Here is a 26,452-nt window from a genome sequence, read left to right as displayed (position 1 = left end):
GGTAGGAGGGCACGGGGGCGCCGGAGGGGCGCATAGGCGCTGACTAATCCGTGGCGATCGCGTTCAGGACGTTCATCCTGCCTGCCCGCAGGGCGGGCAGAAGTGCGGCGAGGAGGCCGACGACCGCGGAGCCGATGAAGACCGTGACGATCGTCGCCCAGGGGATCTGGAGGACGCCCAGGCCCTCGGAGGCGAGGACGCGCTGGCCCGTGGCGCCCCAGCCGAGGCCGAGGGCGAGGCCGATCAGCGCGCCGAAGAGGGCGATGACGACCGACTCCAGGCGGATCATCCGGCGCAGCTGGCGCCGCGAGGTGCCGATGGCCCGCATGAGGCCGATCTCCCGGGTGCGCTCGACCACGGAGAGGGCGAGCGTGTTGACCACGCCGAGGACGGCCACGATGATCGCCAGGCCCAGCAGCGCGTAGATGAGGTAGAGCAGCTGGTTGACCTGGTCGTGGACCAGCTTCTTGTAGTCGGTCTGGTCGCGGACGTCGATCTGCGGGTAGTCCTTGACCGATGCCTTGAGCCCGGCGTACGCCTCCTTCTCCTTGCCGTCGACCGCCTTGGCGAACATCATGAAGTCGCCGGGCATCTTGTCGGCCGGGAGGTACGTGCGGGCGGTCGCGATGTTCATGAACATCGACCCGTGCTCGATCGTCGTGTCGTCACTGGTGATCGCGGCGATCTTCAGGTGCGCGGGCCGGCCGCCGGTCATCGTGACGGTGACCTCGTCGCCGAGCGCCAGCTTGTGGTCCTTGGCGAAGCCCTCGGGCACCGAGATCGCGTCCTTGCCGTAGGCGTCCGCGAGCTTGCCCTGCGTGGTCTTCAGCCGCAGGTCCTGCGGGTAGGTGGGGTCGGCGGCGCTGAAGTCCGTCTTGACCGTCTCCCCGGAGGCGGTGGTGAGCTTGGCGTTGACGATCGTGTAGTGCGTGAAGTGGTCGATGTCCTTGGTCGTGGTGAGCGCCTTCTCCGCGGCCGGCGTGAGCGGCTGCCCGCCGTTGCTGCCGACCTGGACGATGAAGTCCGCGCCGACGGAGGAGTCGAGCTGGTCGTCGGCGGAGGCGACCATCGAGGAGCCGACCACCGACATCCCGGCCACCAGCGCCAGGCCGATCATCAGCGCGGAGGCGGTCGCGCCGGTACGCCGCGGGTTGCGCAGCGCGTTGCGCTCGGCCAGGCGTCCCATCGGGCCGAAGAAGCGCAGGACGACCGCGCTCACCGCCCGTACGATCACACCGGCCAGCAGCGGGCCGACGATCACGAAGCCGACCAGGGTGAGCAGCACGCCCAGGCCCAGCAGCCCGCCGCCCGAGGACGCCTTGTCGGCCTGCGAGGCGCCCAGCAGCGCGAGCACGCCGGCGGCGCTGACCAGGACGCCGATCGCGGCGCGGATGCGGCCGGCCCGGGCGTCGGCGGGGGTGCCGGCGTCGCGCAGCGCCGCCATCGGGGAGATCTTGCCGGCCCGGCGGGCCGGGATGTAGGCGGAGACCACCGTGACGATGACGCCGATGGCCAGGCCCACCAGCGGGGTGCTGGCCTTGATGGTGAGCTCGGAGGTGTCGAGCTTCATGCCGACCTTGCCCATGAGGTGCATGAGCCCGACGGCCAGTCCGATGCCGCCGCCGATGCCGAGCACCGAGCCGGTCACGCCGAGCAGCACCGCCTCGACCAGCACCGACCGGTTGACCTGCCCGCGGCTGGAGCCGAGGGCCCGCATCAGGCCGATCTCCCGGGTGCGCTGGGCGACCAGCATGGAGAAGGTGTTGACGATCAGGAAGATGCCGACCAGGACGGCGATCCCGGCGAAGCCGAGCATCGCGTACTTCATGAAGTTCAGGAACCCGCCGAGGTCGTCCTGGTCCTTCTTCTTGGTCTCGGCGGCGGTGTCGACGGTGTAGCCGGTGCCGATGGCCGCCCGCACGTTCTGCTTGAGCTGGTCGTCGGTGGTGCCGGAGGTGGCGGTCAGGCCGTAGCCGGTGTACGCGTCGGTCCGGCCGAGCAGCTTGGCCTGGGCGGTGGCGGTGTCGATGTAGACGACGGCCGCGCCCGGGTTGGTGGTCTTGAAGGTGACGATGCCGGAGATGGTCACGTTGAAGTCGCCGGGCGCGGCGATGACGCGCAGCGTCTGGCCGATCTCCAGGTGCTTCTTCTTGGCGGTGTCCGCGTCGACGACGGCCTCGGTGGCGGTCTGCGGCAGGTGGCCGGACGACAGCTCGACGGCCTTGGTCTCGGTCGGGTCCCAGTTGCTGACGATGGTCGGGGCGCCGGAGGACGAGCCGATCTTCTCGTTGTGGGAGTCGGCGACGGTGACGTCCTGGCTGGTGACGTCGGGGTCGGACTTGGCGACGCCGGGGACCTTCAGCAACTTGCCCTGCAGCGAGGCCGGGACGGTGTCCGGGATGCCGGTGGCCTGCCGGTCGTCGACCTTCTTGGCGCTGATGGTGACGTCGGAGGCGGTGGAGCCGAAGAGCTTGTCGAAGGTGGCGGTCATGGTGTCGGTGAACACCAGGGTGCCGCAGACGAAGGCGACCGACAGCAGCACGGCGATCGCCGAGAGGGCCATTCTGCCCTTGTGCGCGAAGAAGTTGCGCGCGGAGGTCTTCAGGACGGTCACGACGTCCTCCCGCGGCCGTCGAAGGACTTCATGCGCTCCAGCACGGAGTCGGCGGTGGGGTTGGCCATCTCGTCGACGATCCGGCCGTCGGCGAGGTAGAGGACGCGGTCGGCGTAGGAGGCGGCGACCGGGTCGTGGGTGACCATGACGATGGTCTGGCCGAGCTCGTCGACCGAGCGGCGCAGGAAGCCGAGGACTTCGGCGCCGGCGCGCGAGTCGAGGTTTCCGGTCGGCTCGTCGCCGAAGATGATCTCGGGGCGGGCGGCGAGCGCCCGGGCGACCGCGACCCGCTGCTGCTGGCCGCCGGACAGCTGGGTCGGGCGGTGCTTGAGCCGACCGCCGAGGCCGACGGTCTCCACGACCCGCTCGAACCAGTCGCGGTCGACCTTGCGGCCCGCGATGTCCATCGGGAGCGTGATGTTCTCCGCCGCGTTGAGGGTGGGCAGCAGGTTGAAGGACTGGAAGATGAAGCCGATCTTGTCCCGGCGCAGCTGGGTGAGCTTCTTGTCCTTCATCCCGGTGATCTCGCTGTCGCCGACCCAGATGCGGCCCGAGGTCACGGTGTCCAGACCGGCCAGGCAGTGCATGAGGGTGGACTTGCCGGAGCCGGAGGGCCCCATGATCGCGGTGAACTTGCCGCGGGCGATGTCCACGTCGACCGCGTCCAGGGCCACCACCCGGGTCTCGCCCGAGCCGTACGCCTTCGTCACCGAGCGCCCCGCAGCGGCAACAGCCGACCGTTCTCCGTTGCCCCCGGACCTGGGAATCGTCACTGCCGTTGTCACTGTCACTCCTGCGTCGTCGTGTGTCGGGCTGCTGTGTGTACACCAGCCTGCGGGAACCCGCCGCGTCGCACGATGGGGAAGGTCTCCGTCTCGCGGGTGGGGCTATCCCCACCCCGCACTACGAAGGTAGGGAACGGGTAAGGCGGGAACGTCATCCGCCGGTACGAACCGCGGCACCCCAAAAGTAGGTGCCGCCCCCTAGGGGACCCGGGGCCTCGGGTCATACCGGAGTCAGGGGCGGCACGGCGGACCTCGGCGGCACGCGAGGCCCGCCGGCACGCGAGGCCCGCCGGCACGCGAGGCCCGCCGGCACGCAGGGCTCGGCCCCGCGGGGCTCAGTCCGTCGCGAGGGTGAGGCGTACGGTGCGCCCGCCGCCGAGCAGCGCGGTGAGCGCGAGGTCGACGTCGGGGCCGGCGTACCAGTCGCCGGCGTGGTCGACGGTGTAGACCCGGCCCTCGGCGTCGATGGCGAGCAGCGCCCCGGAGCCGGGCTCCTCGCCGAGCGGGCTCACCTCGGTCTCCAGCGCCCGCCCGAGGTCGCCGAACGTACGGGCCATGTGCAGGCCCAGCATCGGGTCGACGGTCACCGCGCTGGGCGCGGCGTGCCGGCCGGGCCCGGCGGCGGCCGGGAACGCCAGGCCCCCGAACTCCGCCCACGCCTCGACGGCCGCGGGGAAGACCCGGTGGCGGTGCCCGCCGGGCGACACATGGCCGCGCAGCAGGTCGGCCCATTCCTCGGCCTGCTTGATGTCCCAGCGTCCCGGCTGCCAGCCGCCGGCCCGCAGCGCGGCGTCGACGTGGGCGGGGAAGCGGGCGCTGGCCGCCGCGGGGGTGCTCATTCGCCGCCCGCCGCCGGGTCCACCGCCCGTACCCCGAAGTGCGCGAGCAGCGGCGCGCACGAGCGGCACGGCGGTACGTACGAGCCGTGCGCCGGGTCGCCGTCCTCGCGTATCCGGCGGGCCGTCAGTTTCGCGCCGCGCAGCGCCTTGCGCGCCTCGCCCTGGGTCAGCGGGCGGCGGGCGGCCCGCTTGCCGCGCTGCGCCTCGACGGTGGCCAGGTGGCGGGAGATCAGCACCGGCTCCGCGCACCGGCCGGTGAAGCGCTCGCGCTGCACGGCGGGCAGCGCGTCGAGGAACTCCTGCACGATGGGGTGCAGCGCGGGCGGCTGGTCGCCCTTGGCTCCGGTGCAGGTCAGGACCTCGTCCCGGATGGACAGTGCGGCGGCGACCGCGGGCAGGATGCCGTCCCTGCGGTGCCGCAGCCGCGGCGGCCCCTCGGTGTGCCGCGGCGCTCCCCAGTTCACCCTGGGGTCGGCGGTTCCGGTCGCCCGGAAGTGAGTTGTCATGTTCTACGTGCGTCCCTCCGTCCGCCCGCGCGAGCGCGGGCGATCCCCCCGTTGCCGATCAGAGTGCCAAACGGGTCGCGTGATGGGGAAGCGATACGCGTCCGCGTGCCCATTGTGTGTGGGCCATGTCACCGTCCGGTGACCGAATGCGGACATGGGAAACACAGTGCGTACACACCGAACACACGACCGCCGCATACGGCCGCATACGGAGCGGGCCGGACCGTGCGAAGGTGGGGCACAGGGTGCACACAGCGTCAGGTGCGGCATGGACGCGGGGCCGTCCCGGCGGGGAGGATCGGCAGTCGGCCCGCGGAGCGACGCGGGTCCCCCCACACCGCCGAACCAGGGAATGTGACCTCGTGACCTCGATGCACACCGCCCGGCTACGCCTGGCAGCCGCCGTGCTGCCCGCCCTGCTGCTCGTCGCCGCCTGCTCCTCGGGCGGCGGCTCCCCCGAGCCCGACTCCGGGACGCCCAACGTGCTGTCCGGCAAGGCCCCGCTGACCACCGAGCAGCTCAGCAAGGCACTGGTCACCGACACCGACGTACCCGGCTGGACGGTCCAGCCGTCGCAGACCGCGGACACCTCCGACACCTCGACGCTCACCGCGGACAAGCCGGCCTGCCAGCCGCTCGCCGACATGACCAGCAGCAACCCGAGGATCCACCGCATGGCGTTCGTCGGCGCGGCCTTCGCCAAGACGACGGCGACGGCGGGCGCGACGCCGGACGTCATCAACCAGATGCTGGTGGCCAGCCACGCGCCCGGTGACGCGAAGAAGGTCATCGCGTCGGTGAAGTCCGCGGTCGCCGGCTGCACCGCCTTCACGGCGACCGACAGCACGGGCACGAAGACGCCTTTCAGCGTCGCCAAGGGGCCGGCGGTGCCGGTGGGCGACGACGCGGTGTCGTGGGTGATGACGGACACCGCCGACAAGAAGACGGGCGCGGCGCTGCTGACCGTGGTGCAGACCGGCGACACGGTGACGGCGTACGTGTCGGTGAAGTCCGCGGGCGGGGCGGGGCCGCTGCCGGTCGAGGTGGCGCGCAAGCAGAACGACAAGCTGAAGGCGGCGCTGGCGGCCCGTAAGTAGCGCTGCGGGTGGGCTGCTGAGGGGGTGGTCGTGAGCCGGCTGCGAGCCGGCGTGGGCGAGCGTGTGAGCAGCCCCACAGCGGAAGGGGCGGTCCGGGTGCCGTAAAGTCGCGCGGCAACGGGCCGCCGCCCGCGCGGCCGGGGCCGCCCGCAGGGACGCCGGGGCCGGGCCGGCACGGGGGCCGGGCGCCGGACGGGCCGGATCACGACACCAGGGGAACGCATCGATGCCGATACGTGCACACCATCGCCTACCGGCCGGTAGCCGCGCCGTCGTGGCCGCCGCCGCACTGCTGCCCGTCCTCGCGCTCGCGGCCGGCTGCGGCGGGGGCGGCAGCGGGGACGGGGACGGCAAGAAGGAGCCGGGGCCGATCAAGGCGTCGGGCGCGGTCAGCACCGCCAAGCTGACCGCGGCGCTGCTGACGTCGAAGGACGTGCCGCATGTGCAGGTGCTGCCGGCCGGCAGCAAGCAGCAGCTGCTCGGCGACGCGCAGAAGGCGGACGTGGCCGCCTGCCAGCCGGTCGTCGACCAGTGGAGCAGCCAGCCCGCGCACCCGCGGCAGGTCTACACCGGCGCGATGGTCACCGACACGACGGACCCGGACAAGGGCGCCAAGGCGATCTCGCTGACCGTCATCGCCTCCTACAAGGTCGGCGACGCGGTGAAGGTGCTGGACGAGCTGTCGGCGGCGCTGAAGACGTGCCGGACGTACGCGCTGGTACGCGGCGGGGTCACCTCGCACTTCACGGTGCGGCCCGCGACGGCCGCGCCGGGCCTGGGCGACCAGGCGGTGAGCTACGTCATCGGCGACACCGCGAAGGGCGCGGCGGGCGAGGTGCTGGTCACGGTGCTGCGGGTCGGCGACACGACGGCGGCGTACGAGACGGTGCGGGCCGACCACAAGCCGGCGCAGCTGCGGCCGGCGATCCCGCAGAAGCAGGCGGCGAAGCTGCGGGACGCGGCGAAGAAGGACGGCTGAGGGGCGGTTGAACGGCCGGTTGGGCGGCGGCCGAAGGGCGGTTGAGCGGCCGGTTGAGCGTCTGCCGGGGGGCGGTTGGCGGGCGGCTGGAGGTCGGGGGTGCGGGGGCTTCGGGGCGGGCGGCGCGGAGTTATCCACAAGCAGCGCGACTGCCAGCTCGGCGCAGGTGCCTGAGGCCCTAGGCTGTCGTCATCAGCCGGTACGCATCAGGGGGCAGCAGTCATGACGACAGGTCGGCAAGGGCTGGGGGCAGCGCCACCCGGCTCCGGAGCGGGAGCAGGGGACGCGCCGCCCAACGTGGCCTATGCCGGGCAGGTCGTGCACTTCCCCGACCCGGTGCGGGCGGCCAAGCACCCGCAGGGCGTGTGGATCGACGCGGAGGGCCGCCCGGACTTCTCGCCGTACGCGCGGGCCGCCGCGGAGATCGCCGAGCCGCCGGAGGGCTTCGGCATCGACGAGTTGCGGCTCACCGACTACGTCTCGGCGAACGCCGCGCTGCACGCCGCCGGCCATGAGCTGTGGGCCAGCCTGCCGCCGGTGGCGACGCCGCACGGCTGGACGTGGCATCACGTGGCAGGCAGCCGCCGCATGGAGCTGGTGCCCGCCGAGGTCAAGGCGCTGCTGCGGCACCACGGCGGGCTCGCGGGCTCGGTCGCCGACCACGCCAAGCACGGCACGCGCCCGTTGCAGGAGACCCGGCCGGTGCACTTCGAGCTGCCCATCGACGCCGTCGCGGTGACCGAGGCCCAGGTCCGGGACGTCGAGGAGGAGCTGGGCTACCGGCTGCCCGGCTCCTACCGCGCCTTCCTGAAGGCGGCGGGCGGCTGCGCGCCGCGCGGGGTGGCGCTCGACCAGGAGCTGGGCCTGCTGCTGGACCAGCCGTTCTTCACGGTGCGCGACGCCGCCGCGGTCAACGACCTCGTCTACGTCAACAAGTGCCTTCGCGACCACCTGACCAAGGACTACCTGGCGATCGGCTACGTCCAGGGCGGCCTGCTCGCGGTGAAGGTGAAGGGCGAGGCGACCGGCTCGGTGTGGTTCTGCGCGTACGACGACGTGCGCGACGGCGACCGCTGGGACAGCCCCGCCGACCGGGTCGCCGAACTGCTGCTGCCCTGCGGCGAGTCGGTCGACGCCTTCCTGCTGCGGCTCGCGGGCAACCCGCCGGAGCTGGAGACGGTGGCCAATCTGATGGTGGACGGCGGTTTCGCCACCGCCGTCGCGGTGGAGGGGTGAGCCGGCGATGGTGACTTTCGCTCAGGCACAGGAGCGCGCCGAGCGCTGGATCAACGGCGACGTGCCGCCGTACCAGCACCGCGAGATCCGGGTCCGGGAGTTCGACCTCGGCTTCGTCGTCTGGTCGGAGCCGCGCGAGGACGCGCCCAACGCGGACGAGGACGCCGGCATGCGCGTGGTCATCGCCCGGGACAGCGGTGAGGCCACGCTGTGGCCGGCGCTGCCCGTCGGCGAGCTGATCCGCCGTTACGAGGAGGAGTACGGAGCCGTGCCGCAGGACGTCGCGCCGGAACCGCCGCAGCGCCTGGACCTGGAGGCGACGTCGTTCCTGCTGAGCCCGCCGGAGTGGTTGCAGGAGGCGGCGGACCGGATGGGCATCCCGGACCGGCGGTCCTCGTCCTCGTCGTCCACGGCGTCCTCGTCGCCGGGCGGGGAGCGGGCGGCGCAGGACGCGCCGGCTGACGGGTCCGGTCCGGCGTCGGGGGCCGCGCAGCCCGCGGCGGCAGAGGCCGATGCGGAGCCGGAGCCAGGAAGGGCGTCGGCGGGGGCGTCGGAGTCCTCGGGCCGGATCGACTACGTACGGCGTCCGGCCGCCGAGGAGCAGGACGCCGCCCCGGCTGCCGCCGGCGCGCAGGAGGTCGCCGACGCGGAGCCGCAGGACGGCGCGGCCGGTGTCGACTACGTCCGGCGGCCCGCGGTGCCCGCGCAGGACCGGCCGCAGGAACCGCAGGAGCCCCAGGAGCCGCAGGACGGCGGCAGTTGGGCGGGCAAGACGGTCAGCGACACCGGCGAGGGCCAGTCGGTGCCGGTGCCGGCGACGGTCTTCGCGCCGCCGATCAGCGGGGCGGACCTGCCGGAGGAGCCGCCGGCGCCGGACGCCTCGGAGGCGAAGACCAAGCTGCTGCCCGCCGGCAGCGGGCTGCCCCCGACGATGATCGCGCCCCCGGAGCAGTCCGGTCCGCCGACTCCGCCGCCGGTCGCCGGCGGGGTTCCGCACACCATGGGCGGCTCCCCCTACCCCGCGCCGGACGGCCCCCCGGTACCGCTCCCCCCGCCGCCCGCCCTCGCGGGCGGACCCGGGGCCGGAGCCGGAGCCGGGGCCGCGGACATCGCGGCGATGGAGACGGCGAAGGCCGTCCGCGGCAACGTCCCGCTCGTCCCCGCCGCAGGTGGCACCCCGCCGGCGCCCTTCGCCGGCGCTGCGGGCGGACCGCCGCCACCACCGCCGTACGCGGGCGGCCAGGGCACACCGCCGCCGGCCGCCGGAGGGCAGGCGCCGGCCGCGGGCGCCGGGCAGGGGACGCCGCCCCCGTACGCCGGGGGGCCGGGGACGCCGTTCGCCGGGGGTCAAGGGACGCCGCCGCCCGGACCGTTCGCGGGCCAGGGGACGCCGCCGCCCGCGAGCAATGACCCGCACTACGCCGCGACCATGCTCGCCGGACCCGCCGTCGGTGGGCCCGGGGCGGGAGGCACACCGCCGCCCGCACCATTTGCCGGAGCCGCGGGCGGACCGCCGCCACCGCCGCCGTACGCGGGTGGCCAGAGCACGCCCCCGCCGGCCGCCGGACAGGGCACACCGCCGCCTCCACCGCCGTACGCAGGTGGGCAGGGGACTCCCCCGCCGGCCGCGGGGCAGGGCACACCGCCGCCGTTCGCCGCAGGGCAAGGGACGCCGCCGCCCGGACCGTTCGCGGGCGGGCAGGGAACGCCGCCGCCCAACAGCAACGACCCGCACTACGCGGCCACCATGCTCGCCGGACCCGCTGTCGGTGGGCCCGGGGTGGGGGGCACGCCGCCGCCGGCGCCGTTCGCCGGGGCCGCGGGCGGACCGCCGCCTCCACCGCCGTATGCGGGTGGGCAGGGGACTCCCCCGCCGGCCGCGGGGCAGGGCACACCGCCGCCGTTCGCCGGAGGGCAAGGGGCCCCGCCGCCCGGACCGTTCGCGGGCGGGCAGGGGACGCCGCCGCCCAACAGCAACGACCCGCACTACGCCGCGACCATGCTCGCCGGACCCGCTGTCGGTGGGCCCGGGGTGGGGGGCACGCCGCCGCCGGCGCCGTTTGCCGCGGGGGTGGGGGCGCCGCCGCCGGGGTACGGGTATCCGCAGCCGGCGGGCGGGGTGCCGACGGTGGGGCCCGGCTATATGGCGGTGCTGCGCTACCGCGGTCCGGACGGCAGTGAGCAGCAGATGATCCGGCGGTCGGCGCCGGGTACGCCGCACCCGGAGTGGCAGATACTGCACGAGCTGCGGGCCTCCGGCGTGCCGGCCGAGCAGGTGCTGGAGCTGCACACCGAACTGGAGTCCTGCGACCTGCCCGGCGGTTACTGCACCCGGATGATCCGGGAGAGCTGGCCGCAGGTGCGGATCAGCCACACCGCTCCCTACGGCCGGGACCACGCGAGCCGGCGGCAGGGCGTGCAGCATCTGCTGACGCATCAGGGCGAGCTGCACCAGGTGGCGGGCGCGCCGGCCCGTCCGCAGCCGCAGCGGGTGCCGATGCCGGACCCGCACACGGTGCTGCGGGTGCCGCCGGTCGGCCTGGACGTCATAGGCCAGGAGCTGGCGGGCGCGTTCGGGCCGCAGGGTGTCTTCCGCTTTGACCAGCGGGCGGTCTCCCGGCAGGGCGTGCCGGACATCGTGGCGCAGACGCTGGTGTGGGCGGGGCTGCCGGTGGACTTCGGGCCGTTCTTCTGGGCGCAGGCCCAGCCGGGCCAGCCGGTGCCGACGCTCGCGGAGCTGGCGGCGTCCCGGGGCGTGCAGCCGTCCGCGGACGCGGGCTCGTACCTGGTGATGGGGAACGACTTCGGGCGCCAGCTGTGCGTGCAGTACGGCACCGCGCACATCGTGGCGCTGCCGCTGGAGGGCGGGCCGGTCGGTTCGCCGCCGGCGGTACCGCAGTTCGTGAACTCCAGCCTGCCGGAGTTCGCCCGCTGCATGGCGCTGCTCGGGCGGATGTGGCGGCTGCGTATCGGGCTCACGCCCGAGCAGGCGGGGCACTGGACGGTGGACTTCCAGGCGCAGCTCGCCGCGCAGGACCCGGCGGCGATCGCCTCGCCGGACAACTGGTGGTCGGTGCTGATCGAGCAGATGTGGGACGGGCTGCTGTAGCGGCGGGCGCGTCGGCCGGCGTGCGGCCGGGGGCCGGTGGAAGGGTTCGCGCTCTTCTGCCGGCCCCCGGTCGTTTTCCGGGTAGTCGGGTAAGTGGGTAAGCGGGTGTCCGGATGAGCGGGTGGTCGGAGTGTCGCTCCTCGTACAATTCGGACATACGTCATACATGTGAAGTGAGGACGGTACGGCAGCGGCACAGGGAACGCCGGCGGTGAAGGGGCAGACGCATGAGCAGCGACACGACCGCATCGGCACCGGGCTTCGGCCGGGTGCGCGGCCTCGGACTCGGTTACCGCCCGGAGCAGGTCGACCGTTTCCTGGAGGAGCTGTCCGAGGACCGTGACGCCGCGTGGGAGCGGGCGACGCGGCTGACCGTGCTGGCCGGCGAGATGGAGGCGGAGTGCGCGCAGTTGCGCGAGCAGGTCGCCGCGCTCGCGCCGCAGGACTTCGAGGCGCTGGGCGCCGGGGCGCGGGAGCTGCTGCGGCTGGTCGAGGAGGAGGCCGCGGCCGTACGGGAACGGGCCGAGGTCGAGGCGCAGTATGCGAGGGACGCCGCGGAGACCGCGCGGCGCACGCTCCAGGACGAGGCGCGGGCGGCGGCGTCCGCGCGGTTGGCCGCCGCGGAGGAGGTGGCCGAGCGGACGCTGGACGAGGCGCGCGGGCGGGCGGCCGAGATTCTCGGCGAGGCGCGGGCGGACGCGGCGGCGGTGCGCGGGGAGGCCGAGCGTTCGCTGGCGGCGGCGCGCGAGGAGGCGGTGCGCGGCGCGGCGGAGGCGGAGGCGTCCCGGCGGGAGCGGGCCGCCGCGGCGGAACGGGAGCTGGCGGCGCGGGAGGAGGGCGTCGACGGCAGGCTCGCCGGGTTGCTCGCCGATGCGGGGCGGCGGTTGGGCGCCGCGCAGTCCGAGCGGGCCGCTGCCGCGGGGGCTTTGCGGGCGAGGGAGGAGGAGGCGCGGGCGCGCGCCGATGCGCTGTTGGCGCGGGCGCGAGAGCATGAGGAGAGGGTGCGGAGGGAGAGTGAGCGGGTGCTCTTGGAGCATCAGGAGCGGCGGGACGAGATTCGGTTGCACCTCGCGCATATCCGCGCGGCGTTGGCTTCCCTCACCGGGCGCGACCCGCGCCCCCCGGCCTCTGAGTAGAGGGTGCCCCTTGCCGTACGTGGCTGTCTTTCCCGCCGTTCCGGCTGGGCGCTCCGTTCTCCCCCAGCGCTTCGCCTGGGGGTGCCCCCACGCACCCCTGGCGGACTCCTCCGTACCCCCCAGCGCATTCCTGAGGGACTGCTCCGTACCCCCGGAGGGTTAGGCGGGGGTGAGGGGGACCATGGCGGAGACGCGGAAGCCGCCGTCGGGGGTGGGGCCGGCAGCGAAGCCGCCGCCGTGGGAGGTGACGCGTTCGCGCATGCCGAGCAGGCCGTGGCCGCCGCTGGGGAGGGCGGCGACGGGGGTGCCGTCGGAGGGGCCGTTGGTGATGAGGACGGCGACCTCGGCCTCGCGGTAGGCCAGCCGGACGACGGCTTTCGCGCCGGCGGCGTGCTTGTGGACGTTGGTCAGCGCTTCCTGGACCACGCGGTAGACGGTCGCCTCGATGCGGGCCCCGCACGGGCGCTGCGCACCCTCGACGGTGAGTTCGACGCCCATCCCGGCGGCCTGCGACTCCTCCACCAGCGCGGCGAGCCGGGCCAGCGTCGGCCCCTCCTCCTCGGGCTCGGGCGCGGGCGCGACGGGCGCCGGGGCGGGAGCCGCGGAAGGAGCTGCGGCAGGAGCCTCGGAGGTGCGGAGCACGCCGAGCATCTGGCGCAGTTCGGTGAGGGCCTGGCGGCCGAGGTCGCCCAGCATCTCCGCGGACGCCGACGCCTTGCCCGGGTCCTTGAGGACCACCGCCTTGAGCGCGGCGGCGTGCACGACCATGAGGCTCACCCGGTGCGCGACGACGTCGTGCATGTCCCGGGCGATCCGGGTGCGCTCCTCCGCCCGGGCCCGCTCGGCCCGCTCCGCGGCCTTCTCGGCGAGCAGTTCGAGCTCGCGCTCCAGGCCGTCCGCGCGCTCGCGCAGGCTCTCCACCAGCCGCCGCCTGGCCCGTACGTAGAGACCGAGCAGCACCGGCGGGCCGGTGAGGCCGAGGGCCATCAGGACGGAGACGAAGAGCGTGAGCGGCATCCGCAGGCCGCTGCCGTCGGGCGAGTCCTTGAGGTTGTCCTGGAACTGGATGACGGCCACGAGCATCGTGCCGAAGCCGTTCATGCCGGCCAGCGCCGCGGTGATCCGGCGCGGCACCTCGGAGGCGGCCAGGGTGTAGAGGCCGACGAGCGAGAGCAGGAAGCCGGTCTGCGCCGGCGTCATGGCTATGCCGACCAGCACCACCGCGACCGGCCAGCGGCGGCGCAGCACGAGGACCGAGCCGACCAGCACCCCGAGCAGCGCGCCGATGCCGGGCAGGACGCCGATGCGGTCGGCGAAGGTGCCGCCCTCGAAGGCGCACTCGATCGCGGAGACCGCGGCCAGCAGCAGGTCGAGAAGCAGGCTCCGGCGCCTCGGCCACCACCACCAGCCGGAGCGGTGCGCCGCGGCGGCGGCCGTGGGACCGCTCGCCGCACCTCCTCCGGCGCCGTCGTCCGGTACGTGCGCCCCCGTCGTACTCATGGCGTCCAGCGTAGGCGGTAGCCGGTGGCCCGTACCTGGCGCATACCGGCCGCACACCGCGGCGCCACCGCCCGGCCGCCCGCCGGCCACCGCACCGCCGACCGCCGGCCCACCCCGACCCGGCCGACCCCCGACCGCTGCCCGGCCGCCGGCCGACTGCCCCCCGGTCGCCGCCCGGCCCCGCCGGGCCGCCCACCCGCCCACCGCCAGGTCGCCGCCAGGTCGCCGCAGGCGGCGCCGTGTCCGGCAGGTGGGCTGGCCGTCTCGCCGGGCGGCCCGCGACCTATCCTGGAACGGCCGGACAGCGCGGTCCGCGAGTACGCCGTCCACCCATCACTGCACAAGGAGCCGCACCTGTGAGCAGCGCCGACACCGCCCCGGACAGCAGTACCGCCAGCAGTTCCGCCCTCCGTGCCGACATCCGCCGCCTGGGAGACCTGCTCGGCGGCACCCTGGTGCGCCAGGAGGGCCAGGATTTGCTCGACCTCGTCGAGAAGGTCCGCGCCCTGACCCGCAGCGACGGCGAGGCCGCGGCCTCGCTGCTGGGCGGCACCGACCTGGAGACCGCGGCCAAGCTGGTCCGCGCGTTCTCCACCTACTTCCACCTGGCCAACGTCACCGAGCAGGTGCACCGCGGCCGTGAGCTGCGCTCCAAGCGCGCCGCCGAGGGCGGGCTGCTCGCGCAGACCGCCGACCTGCTCAAGGACGGCGACCCGGAGCACGTGCGCGAGACGGTGCGCAACCTCAACGTGCGGCCGGTGTTCACCGCGCACCCCACGGAGGCGGCCCGCCGCTCGGTGCTGAACAAGCTGCGCCGCATCGCCGAGCTGCTGGAGGACGGCCACGGGGACGGCAACGGCAGCGGCGACCGGCGGCGCGCCGACCTGCGGCTGGCGGAGAACATCGACCTGCTGTGGCAGACCGACGAGCTGCGGGTGGTGCGCCCGGAGCCGGCGGACGAGGCGCGCAACGCCATCTACTACCTGGACGAGCTGCACGCCGGCGCGGTCGGCGACGTGCTGGAGGACCTGGCGGCGGAGCTGGAGCGGGTCGGGGTGCCGCTGCCCTCGGGCACCCGCCCGCTGACGTTCGGCACCTGGATCGGCGGCGACCGGGACGGCAACCCCAACGTCACCCCGGAGGTGACGTGGGAGGTGCTGATCCTGCAGCACGAGCACGGCATCGGCGACGCCCTGGAGCTGGTGGACTTCCTGCGCGGCGCGCTGTCGAACTCCATCCGCAACTCCGGCGCGAGCGACGAGCTGCTGGACTCGCTGGCCACCGACCTGGTCGCACTGCCCGAGATCAGCCCGCGCTACAAGCGGCTCAACGCCGAGGAGCCCTACCGGCTCAAGGCCACCTGCGTACGGCAGAAGCTGCTCAACACCCGCGAGCGGCTGGCGGCCGGCACCCCGCACGTGCCGGGCCGGGACTACCTGGGCACCGCGGGCCTGCTGGAGGACCTGCAGCTCATCCAGGACTCGCTGCGCGCCCACCGCGGCGGCCTGATCGCCGACGGGCGGATGGACCGCACGATCCGCACCCTGTCGGCGTTCGGCCTGCAGCTGGCGACGATGGACGTACGCGAGCACGCCGAGGCCCACCACCACGCGCTCGGCCAGCTCTTCGACCGGCTCGGCGAGGAGTCCTGGCGGTACGCGGACATGCCGCGCGACTACCGGCGCAAGCTGCTGGCCAAGGAGCTGCGCTCGCGCCGCCCGCTGGCGCCGACGCCGGCGCCGCTGGACGAGGCGGGCGCGAAGACGCTGGGCGTCTTCCACACCATCAGCCAGGCGTTCGAGCGGTTCGGGCCCGAGGTCGTGGAGTCGTACATCATCTCGATGTGCCTGGGCTCGGACGACGTGTTCGCGGCGGCGGTGCTGGCGCGCGAGGCGGGGCTGATCGACCTGCACGCCGAGGTCGCGAAGATCGGCATCGTGCCGCTGCTGGAGACCACCGACGAGCTCAAGATCGCCGACAAGCTGCTGGACGAGATGCTGTCCGACCCGTCCTACCGGCGGCTGGTGTCGCTGCGCGGGGACGTGCAGGAGGTCATGCTCGGCTACTCCGACTCCTCGAAGTTCGGCGGCATCACCACCTCGCAGTGGGAGATCCACCGGGCGCAGCGCCGGCTGCGTGACGTGGCGCACCGGCACGGGGTGCGGCTGCGGCTCTTCCACGGCCGCGGCGGCACGGTCGGCCGCGGCGGCGGCCCGTCGCACACCGCGATCCTGGCGCAGCCGTGGGGCACCCTGGAGGGCGAGATCAAGGTGACCGAGCAGGGCGAGGTCATCTCCGACAAGTACCTGATCCCCTCGCTGGCCCGGGAGAACCTGGAGCTGACGGTCGCGGCGACGCTCCAGGCGTCGGCGCTGCACACCGCGCCGCGGCAGTCGGACGAGGCGCTGGCGCGCTGGGACGCGGCGATGGACATCGTCTCGGAGGCCGCGCACGGCGCCTACCGCCGGCTGGTGGAGGACCCGGACCTGCCGAAGTACTTCTTCGCCTCGACGCCGGTGGACCAGCTCGGCGAGCTGCACCTGGGCTCGCGCCCCTCGCGCCGCCCGGACTCCGGGGCGGGCCTGGACGGGCTGCGGGCGATCCCGTGGGTGTTCGGCTGGACGCAGTCCCGGCAGATCGTGCCGGGCTGGTTCGGTGTCGGCTCGGGCCTGAAGGCGGCGCGCGAGGCGGGCCTGGACTCGGTGCTGGACGAGGCGTTCGGCCAGTGGCACTTCTTCCGCAACTTCCTGTCCAACGTCGAGATGACGCTGGCCAAGACCGATCTGCGGATCGCCCGGCACTACGTGGAGACGCTGGTGCCCGACGAGCTGCGGCACATCTTCGACGTGATCGAGGCCGAGCACGAGCTGACGGTGCGCGAGGTGCTGCGGCTGACGGGCGAGTCGGAGCTGCTGGCGGCGAGCCCGGTGCTGGCGCAGACGTTCCGGATCCGCGACCAGTACCTGGACCCGATCTCCTACCTCCAGGTGACGCTGCTGGCCCGGCAGCGGCAGGCGGCCGAGCGCGGCGAGACCCCGGACCCGCTGCTGTCGCGGGCGCTGCTGCTGACCGTCAACGGCGTCGCGGCGGGCCTGCGCAACACCGGCTGACACGCACGACGTACCAGGGCCGCCCCGCGAAGCCGTGGGGCGGCCCTTTCTCTTACGCGGCCGGGTCCGGCGTCTGCCCGACCGGACAAGGCGTTACGCGGCCGGGTCCGGCGGACAGCGCCGCGTAAAACGTCAGCTCCTGCGGTGGCCGATCAGCCGGGGCCTGGGGTCCAGCCCCGACAGGCCGTTCCAGGACAGGTTGACCAGGTGCGCGACGACATCGGCCTTCTTGGGCCGCTGCACCTCCACCCACCACTGGCCGGTCAGCGCGACCATCCCGACGAGCGCCTGGGCGTACATCGGGGCGAGCCGGGGGTCGAAGCCGCGCTGCTTGAACTCGTGGCCGAGGATGTCCTCGACCTGGGTGGCGATGTCGCCGATGAGCGAGGCGAAGGTGCCGGTGGACTGGACGACGGGCGAGTCGCGCACCAGGATGCGGAAGCCGTCGGTGTAGTGCTCGATGTAGTCCATCAGCGCGAAGGCGGCCTGCTCCAGCAGCTCGCGCGGATGGCCGCCGGTGAGCGCGCCGGTGACCATCTCCAGCAGCCGGCGCATCTCCCGGTCGACCACGACGGCGTACAGGCCCTCCTTGCCGCCGAAGTGCTCGTAGACGACCGGTTTGGACACGCCCGCGGTGTGCGCGATCTCCTCCACCGACGTGGCCTCGTAGCCGCGTTCGGCGAACAGGCCGCGGCCGACGTCGAGCAGCTGCTCGCGGCGCTCCTTGCCGGTCATGCGGACCCGGCGGGGGCGCCGGGCGGCCGGGCCGGAAGCCGTCGCGGCCGGGGGTCCGCTGGTCCTGGTGACCCTGCCCCGTCTGCCGTCGCCCCGCTTGCCGTCGCCCTGTCTGCCGCCGTCGCCCGGTCCGCCGTCGACCTGTCTGCCGTCGCTCACCGGTCCATCATGCCGCTGTACTTACGTCTTCCTTACGCCGGGAGGCGATCCGCTCGGGGGACGGCCAGCGCACGTCGGTGGCCCAGCCGGCCATCTCGAACCAGCGGATGATGCGGGCGCTGGAGTCGACCTGGCCGCGCAGCACGCCGTGCCGGGCGCAGGTGGGGTCGGCGTGGTGCAGGTTGTGCCAGGACTCGCCGCAGGACAGGATCGCCAGCCACCACACGTTCCCGGAGCGGTCGCGGGACTTGAACGGGCGGTTGCCCACCGCGTGGCAGATGGAGTTGATGGACCACGTGACGTGGTGCAGCAGCGCCACCCGAACGAGCGAACCCCAGAAGAACGCGGTGAACGCGCCGTACCACGACATGGTGACCAGGCCGCCGACGACCGGCGGGATCAGCAGGGACAGCGCCGTCCACAGCCAGAAGTCGCGGGAGATGCGGCGGATCGCCGGGTCCTTGATCAGGTCGGGGGCGTATTTCTGCTGCGGGGTCTGCTCCTCGTCGAAGAGCCAGCCCATGTGGGCCCACCACAGGCCCTTCATCAGCGCGGGCAGCGTCTCGCCGTAGCGCCAGGGGCTGTGCGGGTCGCCCTCGGCGTCGCTGAAGCGGTGGTGCCTGCGGTGGTCGGCGACCCAGCGCACGATGGGGCCCTCGACGGCCATCGAGCCGGCGATGGCCAGCAGGATCTTCAGCGGCCTCTTGGCCTTGAAGGAGCTGTGCGTGAAGTGCCGGTGGAAGCCGATGGTGATGCCGTGACAGCCCAGGAAGTACATGCCCACCATCAGGCCGAGGTCGAGCCAGCTCATCCCGCGTCCCCATGCCAGCGGCACCGCGGCGACCAGGGCCACGAAGGGGATGCAGATGAACAGCAGCAGCGCGATCTGCTCGATCGAGCGCTTGTTCTCGCCACCTCGGGTGGCGCTGGGTTGCGGCTGCGGTCCTGTGGTCCCGGGATCCGGTTCCCGGGACTCGGTGATCACGTCCGGCTGTGTGGTCATGTCTGTCCCTCGTCACGGATGGTTGTGGGGGCTGTTATCTGCGGTTACGTCGTAACCTACGCTGCCGTAAGTATTGCAGCGGCACCCCCGCGGACGACAGGACCGTGTCGGGCGGCCTCGCAACGATGCTTACCCTGATCCGCGTCGCGCTCACCTCACCGCGTACGGCATGATGGATCCGGCGGCCGACCCTGGGACGGGCAGGCCGAGTTGATCCGCCGTGGTGTAATGGCAGCACTGGGGCTTTTGGTGCCTTAAGTCCGGGTTCGAGTCCTGGCGGCGGAGCGGTGGTGGGTCCGTCCCCCGCGGTGCTCGGTATTCTGCGGGGGTCCCGCACCCAAGTCCAGGAGTTCCCCCGTGAGCGCCACACGCCCGGCTGCCGTCGTCGTCCTCGCCGCCGGGGAGGGCACCCGCATGAAGTCCGCGACCCCGAAGGTCCTGCACCCGGTGTGCGGCCGTAGCCTGCTCGGCCATGTGGTGGCCGCCGCGCGCGAGCTGGACCCCGAGCAGCTGCTGGTGGTCGTCGGGCACGGCCGCGAGCAGGTCGTGGAGCACCTGGCCGCGAGCGACCCGGCCGCGCTGACCGCGGTGCAGGAGGAGCAGCTCGGCACCGGCCACGCGGTCCGCACCGGCCTGGCCGAGCTCGACCGGCACGGCGTGGTCCTGGACGGCACGGTCGTGGTGACGTACGGCGACACGCCGCTGCTGACGGCCCGCACCCTCGCGACGCTGGTCGCCGCCCACCAGGCGGACGGCAACGCGGTGACGGTGCTGACCGCGCATGTGCCCGACCCCACCGGATACGGCCGTATCGTCCGGGATGTGACCGACGGCCAGGTCACCGCGATCGTGGAGCAGAAGGACGCCTCGCCCGCGCAGCAGGCCATCACCGAGATCAACTCCGGTGTGTACGCCTACGACGCGGTGCTGCTGGCCGAGGCGCTGACCAAGGTCACCACCGACAACGCCCAGGCCGAGGAGTACCTGACCGACACCCTGGCGATCCTGCGGGACGCCGGCCACCGGGTGGGCGCCTTCACCGCGAGCGACCACCGGGAGATCGCCGGGGTCAACAACCGGGTGCAGCTGGCCGAGGCGCGCCGGGTGCTCAACGACCGGCTGCTGCACCAGGCCATGCTGGACGGCGCGACCATCGTCGACCCGGCCTCGACCTGGCTGGACCACGCGGTGGTGCTGGAGCCCGACACCCTGATCCACCCGCACACCCAGCTGCTGGGCGCCACCCGGGTGGCGGCCGGCGCCGAGGTCGGCCCGAACTGCACGCTGACCGACACCGTGGTCGGCGAGGGCGCCCGGGTGACTAACGCGGTCGCCGAGAGCGCGGAGATCGGCCCGGGGGCGAACGTCGGCCCGTACGCGTACCTGCGGCCGGGGGCGCGGCTGGGCAGGGGTGCGAAGGCCGGCACGTACGTGGAGATCAAGAACGCCAGCATCGGCGAGGGCACCAAGGTGCCGCACCTGAGCTATGTGGGTGACGCGACGATCGGCGAGCACACCAACATCGGCGCGGCCAGCGTCTTCGTCAACTACGACGGCGAGCACAAGCACCACACCACCATCGGCAGTTACTGCAAGACCGGCGCGGACAACATGTTCGTGGCGCCCGTGGTCGTCGGCGACGGGGTCTACACGGCGGCCGGCTCGGTGATCACCAAGGACGTGCCGACCGGCTCGCTCGCGGTGGCCCGCGGCCAGCAGCGCAACATTGAGGGCTGGGTCGCCCGCAAGCGCCCGGGCAGTGCTGCCGCGCAGGCCGCGGAGCGTGCCGCGAGCTCGCCGAAGGAGTGAGTGAGGGCCGTCTCATCGGCCTCTCCGAGGTGCACGGATGCGCCGTAGGGGGCGTACCGTGTGGGGTGCACACAATTCCGCCGGCACGCCCGCTTCCGGGCGTCGCTGTGTCGAACACCAGTCGAACACCAAGGAGACGGTGCAGTGACCGGGATCAAGACGACCGGTGAGAAGAAGCTGATGCTCTTCTCCGGCCGCGCCCACCCCGATCTGGCGGAGGCGGTGGCACGGGAGCTCGGAGTGGAGCTCACCCCCACCAAGGCTTTCGATTTCGCCAACGGTGAGATCTACGTGAGGTTCGAGGAGTCGGCGCGCGGCGCCGACTGCTTCCTGATCCAGAGCCACACGCGCCCCATCAACCAGTGGATCATGGAGCAGCTGATCATGCTGGACGCCCTCAAGCGGGCCTCCGCGCGCAGCGTCACCGTGATCGTCCCCTTCTACGGCTACGCCCGGCAGGACAAGAAGCACCGCGGCCGTGAGCCGATCTCCGCCCGGCTGATGGCCGATCTGCTCAAGACCGCGGGCGCCGACCGGATCCTCACCGTCGACCTGCACACCGACCAGATCCAGGGCTTCTTCGACGGCCCCGTCGACCACCTGTTCGCGCTGCCGATCCTGGCGGACTACGTGGGCGCCAAGGTCGACCGGGACAAGCTCACCGTGGTCTCGCCGGACGCCGGCCGGGTCCGGGTCGCCGACCGCTGGTGCGACCGGCTGGGCGCGCCGCTGGCGATCGTGCACAAGCGCCGCGACCCCGACGTCGCCAACCAGGTGAAGGTCCATGAGGTCGTCGGTGACGTCAAGGGCCGGGTGTGCGTGCTGGTCGACGACATGATCGACACCGCGGGCACCATCTGCGCCGCGGCCGACGCGCTGTTCGCCAACGGCGCCGAGGACGTCATCGTGACCGCCACCCACGGGGTGCTGTCCGGCCCGGCGGCCGACCGGCTGAAGAATTCCAAGGTCAGCGAGTTCATCCTGACCGACACCCTGCCGACGCCGGCCGAGCTGGACCTCGACAAGATCACCGTGCTGTCGATGGCGCCGACCATCGCCAACGCGGTGCGCGAGGTCTTCGAGGACGGCTCGGTCACCAGCCTGTTCGAAGAGGCGCACTGACCGCGCCCGCCACGCCGGCGGTACCGGCCGCACCGACCGTACCGACCTGCTGATTTCGTCCGGGGCCCACCCGCCGGTTACGCTGTCCGCGTTGCTCGGCGAGGGAGGCCCCGGACGCGTTTCGCACGCGGCCCGCGGCGGCTCCGTTATCGACGCGCTCCTCGTGCACCGTGGATCGGCCTCGTCGGGGCCGGGCGACCGTACCGCCGGCCAGCAGGGCCGCCACCGCACCACGAGGAGTGAACCTCATGTCCGAGGTCAAGATCGCTGCAACGCTGCGCACCGAGTTCGGCAAGGGCGCCGCCCGCCGGATCCGCCGCGCCGACCAGGTCCCCGCCGTCATCTACGGCCACGGCGCCGACCCCAAGCACGTGTCCGTGCCCGGCCACGAGCTGCTGATGGCGCTGCGCACCGCCAACGTCCTGATCTCGCTGGAGATCGACGGCAGGTCCGAGCTGGTCATCCCCAAGGCCGTGCAGCGCGACCCGCTGAAGGGCTTCCTGGAGCACGTCGACCTGCTGTCGGTCAAGCGCGGCGAGAAGGTCACCGTCGAGATCCCGGTGACCGCCGAGGGCGAGCTCGCGCCCGGCGGCAACCTGCTGGAGCACGTCCTGAGCAGCCTGCCGGTCGAGGCCGAGGCCACCCACATCCCCGAGGCCGTCACCGTCAGCGTCGAGGGCCTGGAGGCCGGCGCGTCGATCCTGGCCAAGGACATCACGCTGCCCAAGGGCGTCACGCTGGCCGTCGAGGAGGACGCCACCGTGATCCAGGTCGTGGCCGCGCAGGTCGAGGTCACCGAGGAGGAAGAGGCCGGCGAGGGCGCCGAGGAGCCGGCCGAGGCCGCCGCCGAGGAAGCCGCCGCCGAGGCCTGAGCCCTCGCCGTACGCCCCCAGCGGCCGTACCCGCCCCGCGGCCACCCGTGGCCGTACGACTCCGCCGCCGTACCCTTTCCCGGGGTGCGGCGGCGGAGCCGCGCCCGGCCGCCGCCCCGCCCGCGACATGTGGAGACCTCGATGAGCGACAGCACGCAGCCCTGGCTGGTGGCCGGTCTCGGCAACCCCGGGCCCGAATACGCCGGCAACCGGCACAACATCGGCTTCATGGTCGCCGACCTGCTGGCCCGGCGCATGGGGGGCACGTTCAAGCGCTCCGGCAAGGCGCAGGCCCAGGTCGTCGAGGGCCGGATCGGCCCGCCCGGGCCGGCGAGCCGCCGGGTGATCCTCGCCAAGCCGGGCTCGTTCATGAACCTGTCCGGCGGGCCGGTGACCGCGCTCAAGGTCTTCTACAAGGTGCCCACCGAGCAGATCATCGCCGTCCACGACGAGCTGGACCTGCCGTTCGCGGCGCTGCGGCTCAAGCTCGGCGGCGGCGACAACGGGCACAACGGGCTGAAGTCCCTCACCAAGTCGCTGGGCGCCAACTACCTGCGGGTGCGGGCCGGGATCGGGCGCCCGCCGGGGCGGATGGACGTGGCGGCCTTCGTGCTCAAGGACTTCTCCGCGGCCGAGCGCAAGGAGCTGGACTGGTTCGTGGACCGCGCGGCCGACGCGGTCGAGGCGCTGGTGGCCGAGGGCCTGGAGCGGGCGCAGAACACGTACAACGACTGAGCGGTACGCGGCCGGCGCCGACCGGGGAGTGACAGGCCCGCCGCCGGTCACAGCGTGAGGAACGCCCCCGCCAGCAGCGCCGCGCCCAGGCCGCCCAGGACCCAGGCGCTGCGGTAGGCGCGCAGGCCGCCCGCGACGACCACGGCCGCCAGCAGCAGCGCGCCGCCCAGCGGCACCCACGCCCACAGCACACCGCCCCACCCGGCGCGCACCACGGTGTCGGTGCCGGGCTCGACGGCGACCGGTACGGTCGCGCCGGTGGTGTGCCGGATCGGCAGGCTGATGGTCACCCGCGGGCGGGCGACCGCGCTGCCCTCGGGCGCGAAGGGCCCGGTGCAGACGGTGTCGCCGCAGTCGGCGAGGGTCATCGTGCCGTGCTCGCGGCCCTTGGTGAGCATCACGTGCTGCGCGGTCCGCCAGGAGTCCCAGGTGCCGGACACCAGCAGCAGGAGGGCGACCAGGACCACGCCGACCACCCGGGCCAGCAGCACCAGTCCCCAGGCCCCTTCCGCCACCCGGCGGGAACGGCTCCGTTTGACCATGCGGGCGATCTTTGGCCATCGCGTGCCGTCCGGTCAACTCCGCTGCCACGGGCCCCCGCGGGCGTGCGCGGAGGCCCGTCCGGGCGGCATACGGGGCCGGCGTACGGGTCAGGTCGCGGGGGCTTCCGGGGTGCGGGCGACGGCGAAGATCCGGCGGAAGGGGAAGACGGTGCCGTGCGGGCCCGGCGGGTACGCCTTGCGCAGCAGGTCGCGGTACTGCCCGACGAACTCGCGGGCGGCGGCCTCGTCGCCGTCGAGCGCGGTCAGCACCGGCCGCAGCGCGGTGCCCTTGGTCCAGTCCAGGACCGGGTCCTCGCCCTGGAGCAGCTGCACGTAGGTGGTCTCCCACACGTCGGCCTGCGGGCAGCCGAGTTCGGTCAGGTGCTCCAGGTAGCCGGCCGGGCTGAGGATGTGGACGTAGGCCCGGCCGTGGCCGTCGAGCCGGTCGCGCCACTGCGGGCTGTCGCACAGCTCGGCGAGCAGCGCGTGCGAGGGCGCGGTGAAGTTGCCGGGCACCTGGAAGGCGAGGGTGCCGCCGGGGGTGAGGCGGGCCAGCCAGTCGGCGAAGCGCTCGGCGTGGCCGGGCACCCATTGCAGGGCGGCGTTGGAGACGATCAGGTCGTAGGGCTCGTCGGGCGTCCAGACGGCGGCGTCGGCCTGCCGGAAGTCCATGCTGCCGCCGCCGGGGGTCGGCCCGGCGTACTGCGCGGCGGAGGCGAGCATCTCGGCGGAGCTGTCGAAGCCGGTGATACGGGCGGCGGGCCAGCGGTCGGCGAGCAGCGCGGTGACGTTCCCCGGTCCGCAGCCGATGTCGGCGATGCGGGGTGCCGCGCCGCCGGGCAGTTCCGGAATCCGCTGGAGCAGGTCGAGGAACGGGCGGGTGCGGTGGGTGGCGTGCCGGAGATACTGGTGGGGGTCCCACGTCGGGCTTGCGTGCATGTTGCGTACTCCCTGGGTGGTACGGAGCCACTGCCGGATCTACGGGCCCGGTGGTCCGCGCACGCGGGGGCCGGCGGCGGTCGGCCGCCCTGCCGAAGCGGAGTGCGGGGTTCGGGCCCGGGCAACCAGGCTCCTCCCCCGCATATCTTGATGTCAAGAGACTTCATATCGACAGACCTATTACACTGATGCCATGGAGGACGAGGTCGACCGGCTGGTCGCTGCATGGCGCCGAGAGCGCCCCGACCTCGACGTCGAGCCGCTTGAAGTGCTCAGTCGGGTCAGCAGGCTCGCCCGGCACCTGGACCGGGCCCGCCGGCTGGCCTTCGCCGAGCTGGGCCTGGAGCCGTGGGAGTTCGACGTGCTCACGGCGCTGCGCCGGGCGGGCACCCCATATCAGCTCTCGCCGGGGCAGCTGCTCACCCAGACGCTGGTCACGTCCGGCACGATGACCAACAGGATCGACAGGCTCGCCGAGAAGCGGCTGGTCGAGCGGCTGCCGGACCCCTCCGACCGGCGCGGGGTGCTGGTCCGGCTGACGCCCGCGGGGCAGGACCGGGCCGACCGGGCGCTGGCCGGGCTGCTCGCCCAGGAGCGGTCGATCCTGGGCGAGCTGAGCCCGGCGCAGCGGGCCGAACTGGCCGATCTGCTACGACAGCTGACCGCGCCGTTCGACAACATCCCCACCTGAGGCGGCCAGTTCCACCGGCCCGACCCCGGCCCGCCGGGCCAGCGCCACGGCGGCCAGCGTGGAGTGCACCCCGAGCTTGCCCAGCACGTTCTGCATATGGGTGCGGACGGTGTGCGGGGACAGGTACAGCCGCTCGGCGACGGCCTTGCGGCCGAGCCCGGCCACCATGCAGCGCAGCACCTCCTGCTCGCGCGGCGTCAGCGACTCCACCAGCTGCTCGCTCTCGGTGCGGTGCCGGCGGGCGGCGGTCAGCTCCCGCAGCACCCCGGTCAGCAGCGCCGGCGGCAGATGCGTCTCGTCGCGCAGCACCCCGCGCACCACGGCCAGCAGCCGCTGCAGCGAGCAGTCCTTGGCGACCCACCCGGACGCGCCGGCCTGCAGCGCGCACGCGGCGCGCCCCGGGTCGTCCCGTTCGGCCAGCACCACGGTGCGCGTGCCCTGGTGCTCGGCGCGCACCTTCTCCACCAGCGCGAGCCCGTCCATGAACGGGTCGCCCGCCTCGATCGCCGGGCCCCGCGACCCGGCCGGCGGCACGGCGGCCAGCGCGGGCCGGGCGTGCGGGCCCGTGCCCAGGTCGGCGTCGACCAGCAGGACGTCGTAGCGGCGGCCGTCGACGGCCGCCCGGTCCAGGCAGCGCTGCGCGGCGGGGCCGCTGCCCGCCGCGGAGACGTCGACGTCGGATTCCGCCGCGAGCGCGGCGGCGAGCGACTCGGCGAAGATGCGGTGGTCATCGACGACGAGTACGCGGATTCGTCCCACAGACACCACTCCCGGTGTACGGCACTCCCCCAGTGCGGAGCGAGCCTCCTCGCGTGGGATCCGGCCCCGCCCCCGGGACCGCCGCCCCGGGCACGGGGGCCGGACCCCGTGCGTCTCGCCCCCTGATGAACGCCGGCCCCCACCGGCGTCGTGGGAAAAGCGTAGGGGTTCGCCG

21 protein-coding genes and 1 tRNA gene are annotated in these 26,452 nt (G+C 73.6%); 12 read left to right on the top strand and 10 right to left on the bottom strand.

Annotation, left to right across the window (positions count from 1 at the left end; genetic code table 11):
• Positions 1–43: 43 nt before the first annotated feature.
• The 4 genes from HCN08_RS22960 to HCN08_RS22945 all read right to left on the bottom strand — a co-directional run bounded on the left by HCN08_RS22960 (position 44) and on the right by HCN08_RS22945 (position 4,744).
• Entirely contained in the window at positions 44–2,614 is a 2,571-nt protein-coding gene (locus HCN08_RS22960) for an ABC transporter permease (protein WP_167985093.1), read from the bottom strand.
• Positions 2,611–3,399 carry an ABC transporter ATP-binding protein gene (locus HCN08_RS22955; protein ID WP_167985092.1) on the bottom strand — a complete coding sequence of 263 codons (789 nt, stop codon included), beginning with the start codon at positions 3,397–3,399 and terminating at the stop codon, positions 2,611–2,613. Before HCN08_RS22955 ends, HCN08_RS22960 begins: the two co-directional genes overlap by 4 nt.
• 335 nt (positions 3,400–3,734) lie before the next feature.
• A complete protein-coding gene (locus tag HCN08_RS22950; protein WP_167985091.1) occupies positions 3,735–4,238 on the bottom strand; it encodes an SUKH-3 domain-containing protein in 504 nt (167 codons plus the stop codon).
• Positions 4,235–4,744: a YwqJ-related putative deaminase gene (locus tag HCN08_RS22945; RefSeq protein WP_167985090.1), complete on the bottom strand. Its 510-nt coding sequence runs from the start codon at positions 4,742–4,744 to the stop codon at positions 4,235–4,237. Before HCN08_RS22945 ends, HCN08_RS22950 begins: the two co-directional genes overlap by 4 nt.
• Before the next feature lie 371 nt (positions 4,745–5,115).
• Between HCN08_RS22945 and HCN08_RS22940 the strand changes: the two genes are divergently transcribed.
• The 5 genes from HCN08_RS22940 to HCN08_RS22920 all read left to right on the top strand — a co-directional run bounded on the left by HCN08_RS22940 (position 5,116) and on the right by HCN08_RS22920 (position 12,301).
• The gene (locus HCN08_RS22940; RefSeq protein ID WP_407648864.1) at positions 5,116–5,841 is read left to right on the top strand and encodes a sensor domain-containing protein; all 726 of its coding nucleotides are present in this window, start codon (positions 5,116–5,118) and stop codon (positions 5,839–5,841) included.
• 274 nt (positions 5,842–6,115) lie between these two features.
• Positions 6,116–6,820 (top strand): hypothetical protein, encoded by a 705-nt coding sequence (locus HCN08_RS22935; RefSeq protein ID WP_167985088.1) that lies wholly within the window; start codon positions 6,116–6,118, stop codon positions 6,818–6,820.
• Between the two features lie 222 nt (positions 6,821–7,042).
• The gene (locus HCN08_RS22930; protein WP_167985087.1) at positions 7,043–8,056 is read left to right on the top strand and encodes an SMI1/KNR4 family protein; all 1,014 of its coding nucleotides are present in this window, start codon (positions 7,043–7,045) and stop codon (positions 8,054–8,056) included.
• Between the two features lie 7 nt (positions 8,057–8,063).
• On the top strand, positions 8,064–11,165 hold the full coding sequence (locus tag HCN08_RS22925; RefSeq protein WP_167985086.1) for an SUKH-4 family immunity protein: 3,102 nt from the start codon (positions 8,064–8,066) through the stop codon (positions 11,163–11,165).
• Between the two features lie 227 nt (positions 11,166–11,392).
• Positions 11,393–12,301, top strand: coding sequence for a cellulose-binding protein (locus HCN08_RS22920; protein WP_167985085.1), 909 nt, complete (start codon positions 11,393–11,395; stop codon positions 12,299–12,301).
• Positions 12,302–12,460: 159 nt separating this feature from the next.
• Here the strand turns inward: HCN08_RS22920 and HCN08_RS22915 are convergent, their stop codons facing one another.
• Positions 12,461–13,801, bottom strand: a complete 1,341-nt coding sequence (locus HCN08_RS22915; RefSeq protein WP_167985084.1) for a sensor histidine kinase — start codon at positions 13,799–13,801, stop codon at positions 12,461–12,463.
• A 356-nt stretch (positions 13,802–14,157) separates the two neighbouring features.
• Here HCN08_RS22915 and ppc point away from each other — a divergent pair, with 356 nt between their 5' ends.
• The gene (gene ppc, locus HCN08_RS22910) at positions 14,158–16,911 is read left to right on the top strand and encodes a phosphoenolpyruvate carboxylase (RefSeq protein WP_167985083.1); all 2,754 of its coding nucleotides are present in this window, start codon (positions 14,158–14,160) and stop codon (positions 16,909–16,911) included.
• 132 nt (positions 16,912–17,043) lie between these two features.
• Here ppc and HCN08_RS22905 read toward each other — a convergent pair whose 3' ends face one another.
• The gene (locus tag HCN08_RS22905; protein WP_167985174.1) at positions 17,044–17,646 is read right to left on the bottom strand and encodes a TetR/AcrR family transcriptional regulator; all 603 of its coding nucleotides are present in this window, start codon (positions 17,644–17,646) and stop codon (positions 17,044–17,046) included.
• A 166-nt stretch (positions 17,647–17,812) separates the two neighbouring features.
• The gene (locus HCN08_RS22900) at positions 17,813–18,808 is read right to left on the bottom strand and encodes an acyl-CoA desaturase (protein WP_167985082.1); all 996 of its coding nucleotides are present in this window, start codon (positions 18,806–18,808) and stop codon (positions 17,813–17,815) included.
• Between the two features lie 214 nt (positions 18,809–19,022).
• Here HCN08_RS22900 and HCN08_RS22895 point away from each other — a divergent pair.
• The 5 genes from HCN08_RS22895 to pth all read left to right on the top strand — a co-directional run bounded on the left by HCN08_RS22895 (position 19,023) and on the right by pth (position 23,346).
• Positions 19,023–19,093: transfer RNA gene (locus HCN08_RS22895), tRNA-Gln, on the top strand.
• 72 nt (positions 19,094–19,165) lie between these two features.
• Positions 19,166–20,617 carry a bifunctional UDP-N-acetylglucosamine diphosphorylase/glucosamine-1-phosphate N-acetyltransferase GlmU gene (gene glmU / locus HCN08_RS22890; RefSeq protein ID WP_167985081.1) on the top strand — a complete coding sequence of 484 codons (1,452 nt, stop codon included), beginning with the start codon at positions 19,166–19,168 and terminating at the stop codon, positions 20,615–20,617.
• Between the two features lie 144 nt (positions 20,618–20,761).
• Complete coding sequence (locus HCN08_RS22885; protein WP_167985080.1) at positions 20,762–21,739, top strand: ribose-phosphate diphosphokinase; 978 nt, start codon at positions 20,762–20,764, stop codon at positions 21,737–21,739.
• A gap of 248 nt (positions 21,740–21,987) precedes the next feature.
• Positions 21,988–22,611 carry a 50S ribosomal protein L25/general stress protein Ctc gene (locus tag HCN08_RS22880; protein WP_167985079.1) on the top strand — a complete coding sequence of 208 codons (624 nt, stop codon included), beginning with the start codon at positions 21,988–21,990 and terminating at the stop codon, positions 22,609–22,611.
• A 141-nt stretch (positions 22,612–22,752) separates the two neighbouring features.
• On the top strand, positions 22,753–23,346 hold the full coding sequence (gene pth / locus HCN08_RS22875) for an aminoacyl-tRNA hydrolase (RefSeq protein WP_167985078.1): 594 nt from the start codon (positions 22,753–22,755) through the stop codon (positions 23,344–23,346).
• A 47-nt stretch (positions 23,347–23,393) separates the two neighbouring features.
• Here the strand turns inward: pth and HCN08_RS22870 are convergent, their stop codons facing one another.
• Entirely contained in the window at positions 23,394–23,888 is a 495-nt protein-coding gene (locus HCN08_RS22870) for a hypothetical protein (protein ID WP_206319119.1), read from the bottom strand.
• A gap of 108 nt (positions 23,889–23,996) precedes the next feature.
• The gene (locus HCN08_RS22865; RefSeq protein ID WP_167985077.1) at positions 23,997–24,827 is read right to left on the bottom strand and encodes a trans-aconitate 2-methyltransferase; all 831 of its coding nucleotides are present in this window, start codon (positions 24,825–24,827) and stop codon (positions 23,997–23,999) included.
• 193 nt (positions 24,828–25,020) lie between these two features.
• Here HCN08_RS22865 and HCN08_RS22860 point away from each other — a divergent pair, with 193 nt between their 5' ends.
• Positions 25,021–25,518 carry a MarR family winged helix-turn-helix transcriptional regulator gene (locus HCN08_RS22860; RefSeq protein WP_167985076.1) on the top strand — a complete coding sequence of 166 codons (498 nt, stop codon included), beginning with the start codon at positions 25,021–25,023 and terminating at the stop codon, positions 25,516–25,518.
• Here the strand turns inward: HCN08_RS22860 and HCN08_RS22855 are convergent.
• Positions 25,477–26,277 (bottom strand): LuxR C-terminal-related transcriptional regulator, encoded by an 801-nt coding sequence (locus tag HCN08_RS22855; protein WP_167985172.1) that lies wholly within the window; start codon positions 26,275–26,277, stop codon positions 25,477–25,479. The two genes, HCN08_RS22860 and HCN08_RS22855, sit on opposite strands and share 42 nt — an antisense overlap.
• Positions 26,278–26,452 lie beyond the last annotated feature (175 nt).

Source organism: Actinacidiphila epipremni (genome assembly GCF_012034175.1).
Taxonomy (GTDB): domain Bacteria; phylum Actinomycetota; class Actinomycetes; order Streptomycetales; family Streptomycetaceae; genus Actinacidiphila; species Actinacidiphila epipremni.
This window is presented reverse-complemented; position numbering and strand designations above follow the sequence as displayed.

Excerpts from the sequence above, each read along its gene's own strand:
- HCN08_RS22940 (WP_407648864.1), top strand. The coding sequence starts at position 5,116 with ATGCACACCGCCCGGCTACGCCTGGCAGCCGCCGTGCTGCCCGCCCTG.
- HCN08_RS22915 (WP_167985084.1), bottom strand. The coding sequence starts at position 13,801 with ATGAGTACGACGGGGGCGCACGTACCGGACGACGGCGCCGGAGGAGGT.
- HCN08_RS22905 (WP_167985174.1), bottom strand. The coding sequence starts at position 17,646 with ATGACCGGCAAGGAGCGCCGCGAGCAGCTGCTCGACGTCGGCCGCGGC.
- pth (WP_167985078.1), top strand. The coding sequence starts at position 22,753 with ATGAGCGACAGCACGCAGCCCTGGCTGGTGGCCGGTCTCGGCAACCCC.
- HCN08_RS22880 (WP_167985079.1), top strand. The coding sequence starts at position 21,988 with ATGTCCGAGGTCAAGATCGCTGCAACGCTGCGCACCGAGTTCGGCAAG.
- HCN08_RS22925 (WP_167985086.1), top strand. The coding sequence starts at position 8,064 with ATGGTGACTTTCGCTCAGGCACAGGAGCGCGCCGAGCGCTGGATCAAC.
- HCN08_RS22870 (WP_206319119.1), bottom strand. The coding sequence starts at position 23,888 with ATGGTCAAACGGAGCCGTTCCCGCCGGGTGGCGGAAGGGGCCTGGGGA.
- HCN08_RS22950 (WP_167985091.1), bottom strand. The coding sequence starts at position 4,238 with ATGAGCACCCCCGCGGCGGCCAGCGCCCGCTTCCCCGCCCACGTCGAC.
- HCN08_RS22860 (WP_167985076.1), top strand. The coding sequence starts at position 25,021 with ATGGAGGACGAGGTCGACCGGCTGGTCGCTGCATGGCGCCGAGAGCGC.
- HCN08_RS22930 (WP_167985087.1), top strand. The coding sequence starts at position 7,043 with ATGACGACAGGTCGGCAAGGGCTGGGGGCAGCGCCACCCGGCTCCGGA.
- HCN08_RS22865 (WP_167985077.1), bottom strand. The coding sequence starts at position 24,827 with ATGCACGCAAGCCCGACGTGGGACCCCCACCAGTATCTCCGGCACGCC.
- HCN08_RS22900 (WP_167985082.1), bottom strand. The coding sequence starts at position 18,808 with ATGACCACACAGCCGGACGTGATCACCGAGTCCCGGGAACCGGATCCC.
- HCN08_RS22920 (WP_167985085.1), top strand. The coding sequence starts at position 11,393 with ATGAGCAGCGACACGACCGCATCGGCACCGGGCTTCGGCCGGGTGCGC.
- HCN08_RS22945 (WP_167985090.1), bottom strand. The coding sequence starts at position 4,744 with ATGACAACTCACTTCCGGGCGACCGGAACCGCCGACCCCAGGGTGAAC.